The sequence below is a fragment of the Pseudomonas sp. SF2 genome, assembly GCF_036858055.1.
Classification (GTDB): Bacteria; Pseudomonadota; Gammaproteobacteria; order Pseudomonadales; family Pseudomonadaceae; genus Aquipseudomonas.
The window spans coordinates 239,427-257,588 of the sequence record NZ_JAMBDI010000009.1 but is presented as its reverse complement, the minus strand read 5'-3'; the positions used below and the strand labels follow the sequence as shown (position 1 = coordinate 257,588).

Annotated in this window: 14 protein-coding genes; 7 read left to right on the top strand and 7 right to left on the bottom strand. The window is 63.2% G+C overall.

Features of this window, described 5'->3' with window-relative positions; genetic code table 11:
- Window positions 1–156 precede the first annotated feature (156 nt).
- From panB to M2S36_RS06930, 6 genes are all read left to right on the top strand, one after another.
- Window positions 157–957 carry a 3-methyl-2-oxobutanoate hydroxymethyltransferase gene (gene panB, locus M2S36_RS06955; protein WP_063911778.1) on the top strand — a complete coding sequence of 267 codons (801 nt, stop codon included), beginning with the start codon at window positions 157–159 and terminating at the stop codon, window positions 955–957.
- The gene (panC, locus tag M2S36_RS06950; protein WP_207834375.1) at window positions 954–1,817 is read left to right on the top strand and encodes a pantoate--beta-alanine ligase; all 864 of its coding nucleotides are present in this window, start codon (window positions 954–956) and stop codon (window positions 1,815–1,817) included. Before panB ends, panC begins: the two co-directional genes overlap by 4 nt.
- Before the next feature lie 263 nt (window positions 1,818–2,080).
- Complete coding sequence (gene pgi / locus M2S36_RS06945; protein WP_063911780.1) at window positions 2,081–3,745, top strand: glucose-6-phosphate isomerase; 1,665 nt, start codon at window positions 2,081–2,083, stop codon at window positions 3,743–3,745.
- A gap of 198 nt (window positions 3,746–3,943) precedes the next feature.
- The gene (gene acs, locus M2S36_RS06940; RefSeq protein ID WP_333956857.1) at window positions 3,944–5,878 is read left to right on the top strand and encodes an acetate--CoA ligase; all 1,935 of its coding nucleotides are present in this window, start codon (window positions 3,944–3,946) and stop codon (window positions 5,876–5,878) included.
- A 42-nt stretch (window positions 5,879–5,920) separates the two neighbouring features.
- Window positions 5,921–6,790 carry an oxygenase MpaB family protein gene (locus tag M2S36_RS06935; RefSeq protein ID WP_207834358.1) on the top strand — a complete coding sequence of 290 codons (870 nt, stop codon included), beginning with the start codon at window positions 5,921–5,923 and terminating at the stop codon, window positions 6,788–6,790.
- Between the two features lie 78 nt (window positions 6,791–6,868).
- The gene (locus M2S36_RS06930) at window positions 6,869–9,805 is read left to right on the top strand and encodes a DUF748 domain-containing protein (RefSeq protein WP_333956856.1); all 2,937 of its coding nucleotides are present in this window, start codon (window positions 6,869–6,871) and stop codon (window positions 9,803–9,805) included.
- Between the two features lie 136 nt (window positions 9,806–9,941).
- Here M2S36_RS06930 and M2S36_RS06925 read toward each other — a convergent pair whose 3' ends face one another.
- On the bottom strand, window positions 9,942–10,355 hold the full coding sequence (locus M2S36_RS06925; RefSeq protein ID WP_010955354.1) for a VOC family protein: 414 nt from the start codon (window positions 10,353–10,355) through the stop codon (window positions 9,942–9,944).
- Window positions 10,356–10,415: 60 nt separating this feature from the next.
- Here M2S36_RS06925 and M2S36_RS06920 point away from each other — a divergent pair, with 60 nt between their 5' ends.
- Complete coding sequence (locus M2S36_RS06920; protein ID WP_207834355.1) at window positions 10,416–10,718, top strand: putative quinol monooxygenase; 303 nt, start codon at window positions 10,416–10,418, stop codon at window positions 10,716–10,718.
- Between the two features lie 70 nt (window positions 10,719–10,788).
- Here M2S36_RS06920 and M2S36_RS06915 read toward each other — a convergent pair whose 3' ends face one another.
- From M2S36_RS06915 to infB, 6 genes are all read right to left on the bottom strand, one after another.
- Complete coding sequence (locus M2S36_RS06915) at window positions 10,789–11,139, bottom strand: BON domain-containing protein (protein ID WP_063911786.1); 351 nt, start codon at window positions 11,137–11,139, stop codon at window positions 10,789–10,791.
- A 263-nt stretch (window positions 11,140–11,402) separates the two neighbouring features.
- Window positions 11,403–13,508, bottom strand: a complete 2,106-nt coding sequence (pnp, locus tag M2S36_RS06910; protein ID WP_207834354.1) for a polyribonucleotide nucleotidyltransferase — start codon at window positions 13,506–13,508, stop codon at window positions 11,403–11,405.
- Between the two features lie 250 nt (window positions 13,509–13,758).
- Entirely contained in the window at window positions 13,759–14,028 is a 270-nt protein-coding gene (gene rpsO / locus M2S36_RS06905; RefSeq protein ID WP_003249971.1) for a 30S ribosomal protein S15, read from the bottom strand.
- A gap of 147 nt (window positions 14,029–14,175) precedes the next feature.
- Window positions 14,176–15,093: a tRNA pseudouridine(55) synthase TruB gene (gene truB, locus M2S36_RS06900; RefSeq protein WP_013974284.1), complete on the bottom strand. Its 918-nt coding sequence runs from the start codon at window positions 15,091–15,093 to the stop codon at window positions 14,176–14,178.
- A 3-nt stretch (window positions 15,094–15,096) separates the two neighbouring features.
- Complete coding sequence (gene rbfA, locus M2S36_RS06895) at window positions 15,097–15,495, bottom strand: 30S ribosome-binding factor RbfA (protein ID WP_063911788.1); 399 nt, start codon at window positions 15,493–15,495, stop codon at window positions 15,097–15,099.
- A 116-nt stretch (window positions 15,496–15,611) separates the two neighbouring features.
- A complete protein-coding gene (gene infB, locus M2S36_RS06890) occupies window positions 15,612–18,152 on the bottom strand; it encodes a translation initiation factor IF-2 (RefSeq protein ID WP_207834352.1) in 2,541 nt (846 codons plus the stop codon).
- Window positions 18,153–18,162 lie beyond the last annotated feature (10 nt).

Genomic DNA, 18,162 nt, shown 5'->3' with positions numbered 1-18,162 from the left:
AGGCGTCCCGTGTGGCACCAAAGTGCCGCATACCCGTATTTAGGCCCGGACGGACCTGTGCCCGAACATCACGCGCGATGATGTGCCGCTCCGGAAGATGACTACACGCGTTGAATGCAGTCGTTTTTTACAGCGCCTGAACGAGGAATTTCCTACATGCCTGAAGTAACCCTGACCACCCTCAATGGCCTCAAGGCCAAGGGTGAAAAAATCACCATGCTGACCTGCTACGACGCGACCTTCGCCAGGGCCGCCAGCCAGGCCGGTGTCGAAGTGTTGCTGGTGGGCGACTCGCTGGGAATGGTCCTGCAAGGCCACGACAGCACACTGCCGGTGACCACCGCGGACATGGCCTACCACACCGCCAGCGTCAAACGTGGCAACGACGGCGCACTGATCCTCGCCGACCTGCCGTTCATGGCGCATGCCACCCCGGAGCAAGCCTTTGCCAACAGCGCCACGCTGATGCAGGCTGGCGCCCACATGATCAAGATCGAAGGCGCTGCCTGGCTGGCCGAGACCATCCGCCTGCTGGCCGAGCGTGGCGTGCCGGTGTGCGCACACATGGGCCTGACCCCGCAAACTGTCAACGTGCTGGGCGGCTACAAGGTCCAGGGTCGCCAGGAAGCCCAGGCCCGGCAGATGCGCGCCGACGCCATCGCCCTGGAACAAGCCGGAGCGGCCATGCTGCTGCTCGAATGCGTACCCAGCGAACTGGCGGCGGAAATCACCAATGCCGTGGGCATCCCGGTGATCGGCATTGGCGCCGGCAGCGGCACCGATGGCCAGGTACTGGTCCTGCACGACATGCTCGGCCTGTCGCTGAGCGGCCGGGTACCGAAGTTCGTGAAGAACTTCATGCAAGGCCAGCCGGATATCCACAGCGCCCTCGTCGCTTACGTCGAGGCAGTCAAGCAGGTCAGCTTCCCAGGCAGCGAACACGGGTTCAGTGCATGAATACAGTCAAGACCGTCCGCGAACTGCGCGCCGCAGTCGCCCGCGCCCGCGGTGAAGGCAAGCGCATCGGCTTCGTACCGACCATGGGCAACCTGCACAGCGGCCATGCCGCCCTGGTGACCAAGGCCGCGCAGCGCGCCGATTTCGTGGTCGCCAGCATCTTCGTCAACCCGCTGCAGTTCGGCCCCAACGAAGACCTCGACAAGTACCCGCGCACCCTGGCCGCCGACCAGGAGCGCCTGCTTCAGGCCGGCTGCAATTTGCTGTTCGCGCCTACCGTCGAAGAGATGTACCCCGACGGCATGAGCGTGCAAACCCGCGTCAGCGTGCCCCACCTTTCCGAAGGCCTGTGCGGCGCCAGCCGGCCCGGGCATTTCGAGGGCGTGGCCACCGTGGTCAGCAAGCTGTTCAACATGGTCCAGCCCGACCTTGCCGTGTTCGGCGAAAAGGACTTCCAGCAGCTGGCGGTGATTCGTGCCATGGTGCGCGACCTGAACATGCCGATCCAGATCATCGGCGAGCCCACCGTGCGGGCCGAGGACGGCCTCGCGCTGTCGTCGCGCAATGGTTACCTCACGCCTGAACAGCGTGCTACGGCGCCAGTGGTGTACCGCACCTTGCAGCAGATCGGCGAGGCTATCGGCCATGGCCAGGTTGATTTCCCGGCGCTGACCGAGCAAGGCAAGGCGCAGCTGACCGCTGCCGGCCTACGCCCGGACTACCTGGAAATTCGCCATGCGTTGACCCTGCGCCCGGCAAGCTTTGGCGACCGCGACCTGGTGATCCTGGTGGCGGCCTACCTGGGTAACACACGGTTGATCGACAACCTGTACCTGCATCTGGAAGAGAAGACCGCGTAACGGCCTGGGGCTGCCTTGCAGCCCATTCGCCGGCAAGCCAGCGCCCACCTCGAGCGCATCGGCCTCGAACCATGCGCTATCCCTGTGGGAGCTGGCTTGCCAGCGATGAGGCCAGTACCGGTAACACAAAGACCACTGCGCCCCCCAAATTCCCCCGCCTACCCATTCCCTGCAAGTGGCCTTTGCCTATAATGGTGCCAGCCTGAACCCGGCAATGGCTGCCGTGTCCAAGGCCTCATCACGCACCAAGGGAACCCCGCGCAATGGCGTATTACCGTACACCCCACGATGTGACGGCCCTGCCCGCCTGGCAGGCGCTCCAGCAACACCGCGACGCCATGCAAGGTTTCAGCATGCGCGAAGCCTTCGCCGCCGATGCCAAGCGCTTCGACCAGTTCTCCCTGAGCTGCTGCGGCCTGTTCCTCGACTATTCGAAAAACCTGATCACCGAACAAAGCCGCGACCTGCTGGTCAACCTGGCCAACGAAGTGGGCCTGCAGGACGCCATCAAGTCGATGTTCAGCGGCGAAATCATCAACGCCTCCGAAGGTCGCCCGGTACTGCACACCGCCCTGCGCCGGCCGGTAGGCGACAAGCTCAGCGTCAACGGCGTGAACGTCATGCCGGAAGTGCACAAGGTGCTCAACCAGATCACTGAACTGGTCGGCCGCATCCACGACGGCCTGTGGCGCGGCTACAGCGAAAAACCGATCACCGACGTGGTCAACATCGGCATCGGTGGCTCGTTCCTCGGCCCCGAGCTGGTCTCCGAGGCGCTGCTGCCCTACGCCCAGCGTGGCGTGCGCTGCCACTACCTGGCGAACATCGACGGCAGTGAGTTCCACGAGCTGTCGGCCAACCTGCGCGCCGAAACCACCCTGTTCATCGTCTCGTCGAAGTCGTTCAACACCCTCGAGACCCTGAAGAACGCCATGGCCGCGCGTACCTGGTACCTGGCCCAGGGCGGCTCGGAAGCCGAGCTGTACCGCCACTTCATCGCCGTCTCCAGCAACAAGGCCGCCGCCGTGGCCTTCGGCATCCGCGAAGAAAACATCTTCCCGATGTGGGACTGGGTGGGCGGGCGCTACTCGCTGTGGTCGGCGATCGGCCTGCCGATCGCCCTGGCCATCGGTACCGCCAACTTCAAGGAACTGCTGTCCGGTGCCTACACCATGGACCAGCACTTCCAGACTGCGCCGTTCGACAAGAACATGCCGGTGCTGCTGGCCCTGCTGGGCGTGTGGTACGGCAACTTCTGGGGCGCCCAGAGCCACGCGATCCTGCCGTACGACCACTACCTGCGCAACATCACCAAGCACCTGCAACAGCTGGACATGGAGTCCAACGGCAAGAGCGTGCTGCAGGACGGCACCCCGGTGAAGACCGATACCGGCCCGGTGATCTGGGGCGGCGTCGGCTGCAACGGCCAGCACGCCTACCACCAGTTGCTGCACCAGGGCACCCAACTGATTCCGGCCGATTTCATCGTGCCGGTGGTGAGCTTCAACCCGGTGGCCGACCATCATCAGTGGCTGTACGCCAACTGCCTGTCGCAGAGCCAGGCGCTGATGCTGGGCAAAACCCGCGAGGAAGCCGAAGCCGAGCTGCGTGGCAAAGGCCTGAACGAAGCGGACATCGAAAAGCTCGCCCCGCACAAGGTGATCCCGGGCAACCGCCCGAGCAACACCCTGGTGGTGGAACGCATCAGCCCGCGCCGCCTGGGCGCGCTGGTGGCGATGTACGAGCACAAGGTCTTCGTACAGAGCGTGATCTGGGGCATCAACGCCTTCGACCAGTGGGGCGTGGAACTGGGCAAGGAACTGGGCAAGGGCGTTTACCAGCGTCTTGTAGGAAGCCTGGAAGACAGCGCCGAAGACGGTTCCACCCAAGGCCTGATCAACTACTTCCGCGGCCGTCACCGCGGTTGATCTGAAACCTTCGACAGCTTCTTCGCGGGCTTGCCCGCTCCCACAGATACTGCACAGGCCTCAAGAACTGTTCAGTACCTGTGGGAGCGGGCAGGCCCGCGAAGAGGCCGGCACAGGTTGAACACCTCTCCCAGCTACACTGTCCTATCGAATAGCCGTTGCAGTCCATCGCCCCTTACAAGAGCAGGACCACCCGCCATGTTCGATATCCGCAACTACCCCCAGGCCCTGGCCGTCAGCCAGTCCGCCGCCCTCACTCCCGACGAGTACCGCCGCCTCTACCGCCAGTCGGTGGACGACCCCGATACCTTCTGGGCCGAACAAGCCAAACGCCTGGACTGGATCAAGCCCTGGTCGAGCGTGCAGCAATGCGACCTGAAGACCGGCAACGCCCGCTGGTTCGATGGCGGCCAGCTCAACGTCAGCTACAACTGCATCGACCGCCACCTGGCCCGACGCAGCGAACAGACCGCCCTGCTGTGGGAAGGCGACGACCCCAAGGATTCCAAGGCCATCACCTACCGCGAACTGCATCGCCAGGTCTGCCGCCTGGCCAATGCGCTGAAAGCACGCGGGGTGAAGAAAGGCGACCGGGTGTGCATCTACATGCCGATGATCCCCGAGGCTGCCTTCGCCATGCTTGCCTGCACCCGTATCGGTGCCATCCACTCGGTGGTGTTCGGCGGCTTCTCGCCCGACGCCCTGCGCGACCGCATCCTGGATGCCGACTGCCGCACGGTAATCACCGCCGATGAAGGCGTGCGCGGCGGCAAGCGCATCCCGCTGAAACAGAACGTCGACAAGGCCCTGGCCAGTTGCCCTGCGGTCAGCAGCGTATTCGTGGTGCGCCGCACCGGCGGCGATGTTGCCTGGGCCGAGGGCCGTGACCTCTGGTACCACGAGGCAACGGAAAAGGCCGGCGACGATTGCGCTGCCGAGCCAATGGGCGCCGAAGACCCGCTGTTCATCCTCTACACCTCCGGCAGCACCGGCAAACCCAAGGGCGTGCTGCACACCACCGGCGGCTACCTGCTGCAGGCAACCCTCACCTTCAAGGTGGTGTTCGACTACCGTGAAGGCGAGGTGTTCTGGTGCACTGCCGATGTCGGCTGGGTCACCGGCCACAGCTACATCGTCTATGGCCCGCTGGCCAATGGTGCGATCTCGCTGATGTTCGAAGGCGTGCCCAACTACCCGGATACCTCGCGCTTCTGGCAGGTGGTGGACAAGCATCAGGTGAACATCTTCTACACCGCCCCGACCGCCCTGCGTGCCTTGATGCGCGAAGGCGACGGGCCACTGCAAGGCACCTCACGGCAGAGCCTGCGCCTGCTGGGCAGCGTCGGCGAGCCGATCAACCCCGAAGCCTGGGAGTGGTACTTCGAGGCTGTCGGGCAGCAGCGCTGCCCCATCGTCGATACCTGGTGGCAGACCGAAACCGGCGGCATCATGATCACCCCGCTGCCCGGCGCGCAGGTGCTCAAGCCCGGCTGTGCCACCCAACCCATGTTCGGCGTGCAACCGGTGCTGCTGGACGAAAAGGGCAAACTCATCGAAGGCCCCGGTGCCGGCCTGCTGGTCATCAAGGCCAGCTGGCCCGGGCAGATCCGTAGCGTCTATGGCGACCATCAGCGCATGGTCGACACCTACTTCAAGCCGATGCCCGGCTATTACTTCACCGGCGACGGTGCCCGCCGCGATGCCGATGGCGACTACTGGATCACCGGGCGTATCGATGACGTGATCAACGTTTCCGGCCACCGCATCGGTACCGCCGAAGTGGAAAGCGCGCTGGTGCTGCATGACAGCGTCGCCGAAGCGGCCGTGGTCGGTTACCCCCACGACCTCAAGGGCCAGGGCGTGTATGCCTTCGTCACGCCCATGAATGGCGTAACACCGGACGACGCGCTCAAGGCCGAGCTGCTGGCGCTGGTCAGCAAGGAAATCGGCAGTTTTGCCAAGCCCGAGCTGATCCAGTGGGCCCCGGCGCTGCCCAAGACACGCTCTGGCAAGATCATGCGGCGTATACTGCGCAAAATCGCCTGCAACGAGCTGGAAAACCTGGGCGATACCTCGACCCTGGCCGACCCCAGCGTGGTGCAGGGCCTGATCGACAAACGCCTCAACCAGTAACCGGCGGCCGCTGTTCATGGCCGCCCTGAACCACAGGTCGCCATGGAAGCCCTTCGCCGTCGCATCGAAACCCAGGTCATGAGCCTCACCGGGCTGGCCCTCGGCCAGCTCGACCTGGAATCGCCCAAGGGCGACCCCGGCCTGTTCGGCCCGCACAGCATCAGCTGGCAGGTACATGGCGACTTCCCGAGCATGCTGGTCGGTGGCATCAGTGCCCTCATGCTGCAGTTGCTGCACCCGCTGGCACTGGCCGGGGTGTGGGACCATTCCAACTTCCGTGAAGACCTGCTCGGCCGCCTGCGCCGCACCAGCCAGTTCATCTCCGGCACCACCTTCGGCGCCACCCGCGATGCCGAGTGGCTGATCGACAAGGTGCGCACCATCCACCTGCAGGTGACCGGCACCGCGCCGGACGGCCGCCCGTATGCGGCCAGCGACCCGGACCTGCTGACCTGGGTGCATGTGGCGGAAGTCAGCAGCTTCCTCGCCGCCCACCTGCGTTACCGCAACCCGCACCTTGCGCGCGCCGAGCAGGATGCCTACTACGCCGAGATCGCGCTGATCGCCGAGCGCCTTGGTGCCCGCGACGTGCCGCGCTCGTGCCAGCAGGTCGAGGACTACCTGCAGCGCATGCGCCCGCAGTTGCAATGCGATGCCCGTAGTCACCAAGTGGTCGACATCCTGCTCGACGCCCCGGCTCCCAGCCGCCTGGCACAGCCAGTGGGCAAGCTGATGCTGCACGCCGGCATCGACCTGCTGCCGGCCTGGGCCCAGGCCATGCTCGGCCTGCAGCACGGCCCTTTGCAGCGGCGCATGATCCGCCTGGGCCTGCAACGCACCGCACCGATACTGCGCTGGGCGATGCGCGACGGCTCGGCACACCGGGCCAAACGGCGCATGGGTATCGAATGAGATCAAATGGTCGCCTCAGCGGAACTGATTTAACGTGCCATACTCCAAGCTCTCCTGCTTAGACAGACGAAGCGACACATGTACAAAGGATTGACTCGCGCCGCTGGCGCACTTCTGGCCCTCGTAGCCCTCTACAGCCTTCTTGGCTTTCTCATACTCCCCGGTGTCGCGCTGCGCATCGCCAACCAGCAGTTGGCCCAGTACGCAACCGTGCCTGCCCACCTCGAACGGATCGAGCTCAACCCCTTCAGCCTCGAGCTGACGCTGTGGGGCCTGCAGATCGGCGAGCCGGGCAAGGAGCAGGTCGGCTTCGACCGGCTGTACGCCAACCTCTCGCTCGACAGCCTGTGGAGCGGTGCCCTGCACCTGGACGCAGTGGAACTGGTCAAACCACGCAACGAAGTGCTGTTCGCCAAGGACGGTACCCTCAACCTGACCCGCCTGTTCAAGTTGCCCCCAAGCGAAGCCAAGCCCGACGAGCCGCCCAGCGACCCGTTCCCGCTGCGCATCGGCAGCATCAAGCTCAGCGACGGTTACCTGCACTTCGAGGACCTGCGCCCGAGCGAGCCGATCGAGTTCCTCTACGACAACATGAACCTGGAGCTGAATAACCTCAGTACCTTGCCCAACGACAATGCCGACATGAACCTGGTGGCCATCGGCCCCAACGGCGGGCGCATCGACTGGAAAGGCACCCTGAGCCTGGCGCCGATCGCCTCTGAAGGCACACTGAAGGTCACCGACGGCAACATGAAGGCGTTCTGGCCCTATGTACGCGATGCCGTACCACTGGTGCTGGAAAACGGCGTGGTCAGCCTCGACACCCACTACAAGCTCAACCTCGCCAAGCAGACCGAACTGTTGCTGGACAACGCGTCGGTGCGCATTGCCCCGTTCGCCATCAAGGCTCCGGATGGTCGCCCGCTGGCGCGCCTGGCCAGCCTGGAAGTGAGCGAGACCTCCGTCGACCTGGTCAAGCAACTGGTCACCGTGGGCAAGATCCGCAGCGAAAAACTGGAAACCTGGGCCGCACTGGAAAAGGACGGCCAGCTCGACTGGCAGAAGCTGTTCGCCAGCCAGCCGGCCAAGGCCACACCGAAGGAAAAGGCCGAGCCGGCCGCCGCCGAGCCCACACCGGAACAGCAAGCCGCCAAGGAGCCGGGCAAGCCCTGGCAGGTGCTGCTCAAGGACGTGCAACTGCGTAACTATCTGGTGCACCTGGCAGACCGCACCCAGAAAGAGCCGGTGGCCCTCGACGTCGGCCCGCTCAACGCCGACCTGCAAGGTTTCGACAGCCTCAACCAGTCGCCCTTCACCCTCAAGCTCGATACCGGCGTGGGCAAGCAGGGCAAACTGCAGGCGACCGGCCAGGTCAACCTGGCACCCATATGGGCCAAGCTGGACGTGAGCAGCCGCGACATCGACCTGCGGGTGGCCCAGGCCTATATCAGCCCGTTCATCCTGCTGGAGCTGCGCAGCGGCATGCTCGCCAGCGACCTCAAGGTCGACCTGAAGAACACCGCACCGCTGGCCTTCAGCATCACCGGCAAGGCGCAGGTCAGCCAGTTGCACACCCTCGACACCATCAAGAGCCGCGACTTCGTCAAATGGCAGCAGGTGAACGTCGATGGCCTGTCCTACGTGCACGGCGATGCGCTGTCGATCGACAAGGTAACCCTGCTGCAGCCCTATGCGCGCTTCATCATCAATGAAGACCGCACCACCAACATCAATGACCTGCTGATCCCGCAGCCGGCCGGCGCCCCGGCGACCAGCCAGGCCAGGCCGACCGCAGCCAGCAACGACAAGCCGCTGGGTATCCACATCGGCCAGATCGACATCAACGACGGCTCGGCCAACTTCGCCGACCTGTCCCTTACCCCCAACTTCGCCACGGCCATCCAGCAGCTCAACGGCCAGATCGGCACCATCGACAACCGCAAGCCGGTGCCGGCCAAGGTCAACGTCAAGGGCAAGGTCGACCGCTATGCGCCGGTCACCATCAAAGGCGCCCTCAACCCGTTCAACCCGCTGGCCAGCCTGGACATCGCCACCAGCTTCAAGCGGGTCGAGCTGACCACACTGACACCCTACTCCGGCAAGTTCGCCGGCTTCCGTATCCGCAAGGGCCGGCTCAACCTCGACCTGCACTACCTGATCACCAACGGCCAGCTGAAGGCCGAGAACAAGGTGGTGGTGGAGCAGTTGCAGTTGGGCGAGAAGGTCGACAGCCCGGACGCTGTGGACTTGCCGATCCGCCTGGCGGTGGCGCTGCTGAAGGATACCGAAGGCAAGATCTCGATCGAGCTGCCGGTGTCCGGCGACCTCAACAACCCGCAGTTCAGCGTGATGCCGATCGTCTGGCAAACCCTGCGCAACCTGGTGTTGCGCGCGGCACAGGCGCCGTTCAAGTTCATTGGCGGGCTGGTTGCCGGCAGTGGCTCGGAAGACCTGGGCAACGTGGCCTTCGCCCCAGGCTCCAGCGAGCTCAGTGGCGACGCCCAGGCATCGCTGGACAAACTGGCATCGGCCCTGAAGGAGCGCCCGGAACTGCGCCTGGAAATCGAAGGCACCAGCGCCCAGGCCAGCGATGGCCCGCTGATCGCCCAGCAGCGCCTGGAGCGTGAGTACCAGGCCACCTGGTACAAGATCCTGCAACGTCGCGGTGACAAAGTGCCGGCCAATGCCTCGATGCTGGTGGTCGACGACAGCGACAAACCGGCGATGCTCGAAGGCATCTACCGTAACCGCCTGAAGCAGCAGCCGCCTGCCGAATGGGAGCAACTGGGCCGCGACGAGCGCACCGCCAAGCTGCGCGAGGCGGTGATCAAGTCCTGGGCCGAGAGTACCGCGCTGCTGCGCACACTGGGCCAGGAGCGGGCCAGCAGCATCAAGGATTACCTGGTGGACAAGGGCCAGCTGGAAGATGACCGGGTGTACTTCATCGATACCAACCTGGGCCAGGCCGAGAGCGATGGGCGGGTGGTGACGCCGATGCATCTGGATGCCGAATAATCTCTACCAGCAGGTCTGGCCTCTTCGCGGGTAAACCCGCTCCCACAGGGAATGCGCCGGCCTTGAGCTGTGCGCTATCCCTGTGGGAGCGGGTTCATCGGGGCGCCGAACCGCCGCGAATAGGCCGGTACAGGCTTCACACCAACCGCTGCCCCGACACCGCCGGGTGATACAACGGCTGCACCTTGTTCCCCGCCGGGTCCAGCAGGTGGAAGCTGCGCGCCCCATCACCATGGTTGAACGGCCGGTCCAGCAAGGTCACGCCGTGCGCCTTGAAGTACTGGTACCAGGCCTCCAGCTCCTCCACGCTATCGACGATGAACCCATAGTGGTCCAGGGTCTGCAAACCATTGGCCGCCCCTGCCCCGCGCCCCAGCGACAGGTTGTCGTTACCACAAGTGAGATACACCAGGTCTTCGTTGGCGCGGTTCAGCACCTCCATGCCCAGCACATCGACATAGAAGCGTTCGCACTCCTCGAGGTTGGGCACCAACAAGGCAATATGACGCAGGCCATTCAGGCGACCTGGGCGTGCAGGCAATTCGGACATTGGCGAGGCTCCATTTTTGTATACAATTCACAATAGAATTTAAAACAAAAGGAGAGCCTTGTGTATAGCCTGTTCATCAAGACCCGTGTGAAGCCCGGTTGCGCCGAGGGTTTTCTGACCGCGATCAAGGTCAATGCCGCTGCATCCGTCGCCACCGAACCTGGCTGCCTGGTGTTCGATGTGTCGCAGGACCGGGTCGACCCGGAGGTGATTTACCTGTACGAGATCTACCGTGATGATGCGGCGTACGAAGCGCATACCCAGACCGCGCATTTCCGCGACAGTCGGCCGTTGGTTGAGCCCTTGATCCTTGAGCAGGAATGCTTCGAGAGTGATGTGATTGCGCGGAATCCGGTGTTTTAAGTGAAGAGGGGCTGCTGTGCAGCCCCTTCTTGAATGGGTGGCCAAATCCGTTTGGCCGACGGGACATTCCTTATTCGGACTTCAGGCCATCAGCCGACACGGCCTGCACGCCCTTGATCTTCTTGGCGATGGCAATGGCCGCCTCTTTCTGTGCTGCGGTCACCGCCGTGTCAGAAGACAGCGACACGACACCCTTGTTGGTTTCGACCTTGATATCGCCACCAGGCACACCTTTCTCGGTCATCAGGTCAGCCTTTACCTTGGTAGTGATCCAGGTATCGGAGGCTGCTTCCTTGGTCTTGGTCACCTCACCGGCCGCCAGCGTCATCGGGGCCTGGGTGGACTGCTGGGCGAATGCCGCGTTAGCCATGGTCAGGGTCAGAGCGGTAGCAGTAGCGGCAGCAATGGCGAACTTCTTCATAGGGATCACTCCTGTTTTTCGAAAGGTCTGCGCCGTACATCCTGGCGACAGGTATGAGGATAGCTGCATGCGCTATGCCAGCTATTCACTTTAGTCTTTTTCCTTTCAAATCAATTACTTATCAAACAGCCAGCATTCCCGGAGTCGTGCATTTTGCAATCCGCACGATAATCCTGCATGCAAGATGCAAGTCCGCAAAAGGTTCCCTTTCACCCATGAAAAAAGGGCCCCGAAGGGCCCTTTTCCTGTTGCGTGGCAGTCGCTTAGACGCCCGAGGCCTTGGCCGCGGCAACGTCCTTGATCGACAGCTTGATACGGCCGCGGTTGTCCACGTCCAGTACCAGTACTTCGACTTCCTGGCCTTCCTTGAGGATGTCGGTGACTTTCTCGACGCGAGCATCGCTCAGCATGGAGATGTGCACCAGGCCGTCCTTGCCAGGCAGGATGTTGACGAAGGCACCGAAGTCGACGATGCGCTCGACCTTGCCGACGTAGATCTTGCCGATCTCGGCCTCGGCGGTGATGCCCAGGATGCGCTGCTTGGCAGCATCTGCCGCTTCCTTGGTTTCGCCGAAGATCTTGATCGAACCGTCGTCTTCGATGTCGATCGAAGCCTTGGTCTCTTCGCAGATGGCGCGAATGGTGGCGCCGCCTTTACCGATGACGTCACGGATCTTGTCGGTGTCGATCTTCATCGCGATCATGGTCGGCGCGTTGGCCGACAGCTCGCTACGCGACTGGGCGATGATCTGGTTCATCTGGCCGAGGATGTTCAGGCGCGCTTCCAGGGCCTGGCCCAGGGCGATTTCCATGATCTCTTCGGTGATGCCGTTGATCTTGATGTCCATCTGCAGCGCGGTAACACCCTTGGCGGTACCGGCTACCTTGAAGTCCATGTCGCCCAGGTGGTCTTCGTCACCCAGGATGTCGGTCAGGACGGCGAACTTGTCACCTTCCTTGACCAGGCCCATGGCGATACCGGCAACCGGTGCCTTCATCGGTACACCGGCGTCCATCAGGGCCAGGGAAGCACCGCAGACCGAAGCCATGGAGCTGGAACCGTTGGACTCGGTGATTTCCGAGACCACGCGGATGGTGTACGGGAAGTCGCTGTCGCTCGGCAGCATGGCCTGCACGCCACGACGGGCCAGGCGGCCGTGGCCGATTTCACGACGGCCGGCGCCGCCCATGCGGCCGCACTCACCCACCGAGAACGGCGGGAAGTTGTAGTGCAGCATGAACGGGTCTTTCTTCTCGCCTTCCAGGGTGTCCAGCAGCTGGGCGTCACGGGCAGTACCCAGGGTCGCGACGACCAGGGCCTGGGTTTCGCCACGGGTGAACAGCGCCGAGCCGTGGGTCTTCGGCAATACGCCAACTTCGATGTTCAGCGGGCGCACGGTGCGGGTGTCACGGCCGTCGATACGCGGTTTGCCGTTGACGATGTTCTCGCGGACGGTGCGGTATTCCAGCTCGCCGAAGATCTCTTTGATGGCACCGGCGGACGGGCCGGTCTCTTCGTTGCTCAGACGGGCAACAGCCTCGTCACGCAGCTGGCCCAGGCGGTTGTAGCGGTCAGCCTTCTGGGTGATGGTGTAGGCCTGCGAAACGGCTTCGCCGAACTCGGCGCGCACCAGGTTCATCAGCTCGACGTTGGCCGGGGCTGGCTGCCAGTCCCAGGTCGGCTTGCCGGCTTCGGCGGCCAGTTCCTTGACCGCCTGGATCACGGCCTGGAATTCGTCGTGGGCGAACAATACGGCGCCCAGCATCTGGTCTTCGGTCAGCTCTTTGGCTTCCGATTCAACCATCAGTACAGCCGATTCGGTACCGGCAACGACCATGTCCAGGCTCGAGGCAGCCAGTTGCTCGTAGGTCGGGTTCAGCAGGTAGCCGGTGCTTTCGTGGAAGGCAACGCGAGCGGCGCCGATCGGGCCTTCGAACGGAATGCCGGAGATGGCCAGGGCAGCCGAGGTACCGATCATCGCAGCGATGTCCGGGTCGGTCTTCTTGCTGGTGGAAACCACGGTGCAGACGACCTGCACTTCGTTCATGAAGCCTTCCGGGAACAGCGGACGGATCGGACGGTCGATCAGGCGCGAGGTCAGCGTCTCTTTCTCGGAAGGACGGCCTTCACGCTTGAAGAAGCCACCCGGGATCTTGCCGGCGGCGTAGGTCTTTTCCTGGTAGTGAACCGACAGCGGGAAGAAACCCTTGCCTGGATCAGCCTGTTTGGCGCCTACCACAGTCACCAGCACGGTGACGTCGTTGTCGACGGTAACCAGCACGGCGCCGGTTGCCTGACGGGCAATGCGGCCCGTTTCGAGAGTAACGGTCGATTGACCGAACTGGAAAGTCTTGATTACCGGGTTCACGGTTTCCTACCTTTTTCAGTGGCTCTTGGGGGAACTGGTTTCTTGCGAATTCTTGGGCAGAACGGGGAATCGGCCCCATTGACCGTCCAGATACAACACGAGGCTGGGAGCCTGGCACCAAGCGGAAAAACCGCTCAGCATTGCCAGGCTGCCAACCTCGAAGATACGCGTGGCGTGTCCAACGGCAGCACTGCAAAACAGCCCTGTCGAAGCCTGCGACACGCCATGCACACCACTGACCAGGCCGCTATTAGCGACGCAGGCCCAGGCGACCGATCAGGGCGCTGTAACGAGTGGTGTCTTTGCCCTTCAGGTAGTCCAGCAGCTTACGACGCTGGTTGACCATACGGATCAGACCACGACGGGAGTGGTGGTCTTTGTCGTTGGCCTTGAAGTGGCCTTGCAGCTTGTTGATGTTGGCGGTCAGCAGAGCAACCTGCACTTCCGGGCTACCGGTATCGCCGGCGGCTTGCTGGTATTCGGCAACGATCTGAGCTTTTTCTTCAACGCTGAGGGCCATGTGGCTTCTCCTGATAACGGATCCCGCATGCGGGGTCCAATAGGCCAGGGACTGATCCCTGTATTAATAAAAAAGGTGTGACCGTGCCTACTGACAGCCACCCTTGGTGCCGTGGGGTTCGGCAACTGCCTGGCCCCCCGGTTTCGGTCATTCCGACCGAATCAGCCGACGCGGCGCAATGCGCCCGTCTTCGCTCACTTCACCGATACCGATGAAGCGTGCATTGTGATCCTGTACCCGGACCATGCCAAATTGTGGCGCGTCCGGTGCGCGTACCGCCTGCCCATGCAGCCAGTAGAACGCGCTGTGCTCGGACAGGCACACCAGCGGCCAGTCCTGCAGGCCGCTGTCCGAGGGCATCAGGAAGCGGTCGAGCGCTTCATTGCCGCCTTCGGCGTGGGCCTGTTCAAGTTCCTCGAGGGTGACCGTCTGTGCCAGCGCGAAAGGCCCGGCCTGGGTCCTGCGCAGCTCGGCAACATAGGCGCCGCAGCCAAGGGCCTCGCCAATATCCTCCACCAGGGTACGGATATAGGTGCCTTTGCTGCATCCTACGCTCAACCGTGCACGGGTGCCTTCGCACTCGAGCAACTCCAAGCGGCCAATAGTAACAGAACGCGCCTCGCGCTCCACTACCTCTCCTGCACGTGCCAGCTTGTACAGCGGCTGGCCGTCACGCTTGAGCGCCGAGTACATCGGCGGTATCTGGCTGATCTGGCCACGAAAACGTGGCAGCAGGGCCTCGATGTCGGCGCGACCAACGGTCACCTCGCGGGTCTGCAGCACCTCACCTTCGGCATCGCCGGTGTTGGTCGTCTGCCCCATCTGCATGACCGTTTCGTAGCCCTTGTCGGAATCGAGCAGGTACTGCGAAAACTTGGTCGCTTCGCCAAAGCACAGCGGCAGCACGCCGGTTGCCAACGGGTCGAGGCTGCCGGTGTGACCAGCTTTTTCCGCATTGAGCAGCCAGCGCACCTTTTGCAGGGCGGCGTTGGAGGTGAAGCCCAGCGGCTTGTCGAGCAGGATGATGCCGCTGACGTTGCGGCGGATACGTTTGACCTGGGCCACCGCTTACTCCTCGGCGTCCGGCTGGTCGGCATCCTTGTGCTGACGGTCTTCAGCGACCGCGCGCTCGATCAGTGCCGACAGGTGGGCACCACGGCTGACGCTCTCGTCGAAGTGGAAATGCAGTTGCGGCACGCTGCGCAGTTGCATCACACGGCCCAGGTGCAGGCGCAGGAAGCTCGCGGCGCTGGTCAGGGCCTTGAGGGTCTGCGGTACGGCGTCGGCGCCGTCCTGGCCCATCACGGTGATGAATACCTTGGCGTGGCCAAGGTCGCGGCTGACGTCGACGGCAGTGATGGTCACCAGGCCGACGCGCGGGTCTTTGACTTCACGGCGGATCAGCTCCGACAGCTCGCGCTGCATCTGGTCGCCGATGCGTTGGGTACGGCTATATTCTTTTGCCATTCTTGCTACCTGTAACTTAAAGCGGCAAACGCCCGGTCAAGCTGAAGCCTGACCGGGCGCTACCTTCAGAGGCGCTGCCAGCCGCCCTGGGGCGGGGCCTGCACCACGCTCGCCCCTTACAGGGTACGAGCCACCTGGACTTTCTCGAAGACTTCGATCTTGTCGCCGACCTTGACGTCGTTGTAGCTCTTCACGCCAATACCGCACTCCATGCCGTTCCGCACTTCGGAGGCGTCGTCCTTGAAGCGACGCAGCGACTCCAGCTCGCCTTCGAAGATCACAACGTCTTCGCGCAGTACGCGGATCGGACGGTTGCGGTACACGGTACCCTCGATGACCATACAGCCAGCGATGGCGCCGAACTTCGGCGAACGGAACACGTCACGCACTTCGGCGACACCCAGGATGTTCTCGCGAACATCGCTGCCGAGCATGCCGGTCAGGGCCTTCTTGACGTCTTCGATGATGTCGTAGATCACGTTGTAGTAACGCATATCCAGACCTTCCTGCTCGACGATCTTGCGCGCGCCGGCATCGGCACGCACGTTGAAGCCGAACAGTACTGCATTCGAAGCCAGCGCCAGGTTGGCGTCGCTTTCGGTGATACCACCGACGCCACCACCGATCACGCGCACCTGAACTTCGTCGTTGCCAAGACCCGACAGCGAACCCTGCAGTGCTTCCAGGGAACCACGCACGTCGGTCTTGAGGACGATGTTGAGGGTCTTCTTCTCTTCCTGACCCATGGTCTCGAAGATGTTTTCCAGCTTGCCGGCGTGAGCACGGGCCAGCTTGACCTCGCGGTACTTGCCTTGACGGAACAGGGCAACTTCACGGGCCTTCTTCTCGTCAGCAACCACGGACAGCTCGTCACCGGCTTCCGGGGTACCGTCCAGGCCGAGGATTTCGACCGGGATCGACGGGCCGGCTTCCTTCACAGGCTTGCCGTTCTCGTCGAGCATGGCACGCACGCGGCCATAGTTGGAACCGCACAGGACCATGTCGCCCTGACGCAGGGTACCGTCCTGAACCAGGATGGTCGCCACCGGGCCACGGCCCTTGTCCAGGCGCGATTCGACAACCACACCACGACCTGGGGCGGTCGGGGTAGCGGTCAGCTCGAGGATCTCGGCCTGCAGCAGGACCGCTTCGAGCAGTTCGTCGACGCCGGTACCCATCTTCGCCGAAACCTTGACGAACGGAGTGTCACCACCCCAATCCTCGGAGGTGACGCCTTCGACGGCCAGCTCGTTGCGGATGCGGTCGATGTCGGCACCCGGCTTGTCGATCTTGTTCACCGCGACCACCAGCGGAACGCCAGCTGCCTTGGCATGCTGAACGGCTTCGCGGGTTTGCGGCATCACGCCGTCGTCCGCCGCCACCACCAGGATGACGATGTCGGTAGCCTTGGCACCACGGGCACGCATTGCGGTGAACGCAGCGTGGCCTGGGGTATCGAGGAAGGTGACCATGCCGCGGTCGGTTTCCACGTGGTAGGCACCGATGTGCTGGGTAATACCACCGGCTTCGCCAGCGGCAACCTTGGCACGACGGATGTAGTCGAGCAGCGAGGTCTTACCATGGTCAACGTGACCCATGACGGTAACGACCGGCGCACGCGATTCCACTTCACCTTCGAACTTCAGCGATTCGGCCAGGGAGTCTTCCAGGGCGGTATCGCTGACCAGGGTCACCTTGTGGCCCAGTTCTTCGGCGACCAGCTGAGCGGTTTCCTGGTCGAGCACCTGGTTGATGGTGACCGGGGTACCCAGCTTGAACATGAACTTGACCACTTCAGCGGCCTTGACCGACATCTGCTGGGCCAGTTCCGAGACGGTAATGGTCTCGCCGATGGTCACGTCACGGATGACTGGACCGGTCGGGTTCTGGAAGCCGTGCTGGTTGCGCTTCTTCAGCTTGCTCTTGCCACCGCGGCCACGGCGTACGCCATCGCTCTCTTCATCGGTGGTGCGCGGCGCGGCACGTGGAGTCGGGGCCTTTTCCTTCTCCTTGACCTTGACCTTGATCGACACGCGCGGGGCCTCGCCACGACGCTCGCCACCACGACGGTCTTCGTCACGGGTGCGGCCTTCGTTGCGACGGGCTTCGTCCTTCTTGCGCTCGGCAGCGCGGGCTGCGGCATCTTCGGAGGCCGGGGCGTCGGCAACTACCGGAGCCGGGGCAGCGGCAGGCGCCGCCGCTGGCTTGGCGGCAGGCGCAGGGGCTACAGCAGCGGTTTCGGCAGCCTGACGGCGAGCCTGCTCTTCGTTACGCTGGCGAACTTCGGCCTCGACCTTCTCGCGAGCGGCATTTTCAGCCGCGCGGCGCTCTTCCAGCTCACGCTTCTGCTCAGCCTGGATTTCTTCCGGGCTGCGCTGCACGAATACTTTCTTCTTGCGTACTTCTACGCTGATGCTCTTGCTACCGGCGACACGCAGGGTGCTGGTGGTTTTGCGCTGCAAGGTAATCTTGCGCGGCTCTTCCGCCTTGCTCTTGTGGCTGCTCTTCAAATGAGTCAGCAGGGTCTGCTTCTCATTGTCGGTCACTACCTGACCGGCGTCGGTGTGCGGCAGACCTGCCTCACGCATCTGCTGCAGCAGGCGCTCTACCGGTGCCTCGACCTCTTGGGCCAGTTCTTTCACCGTGACTTGCGTCATGCACTTCTCT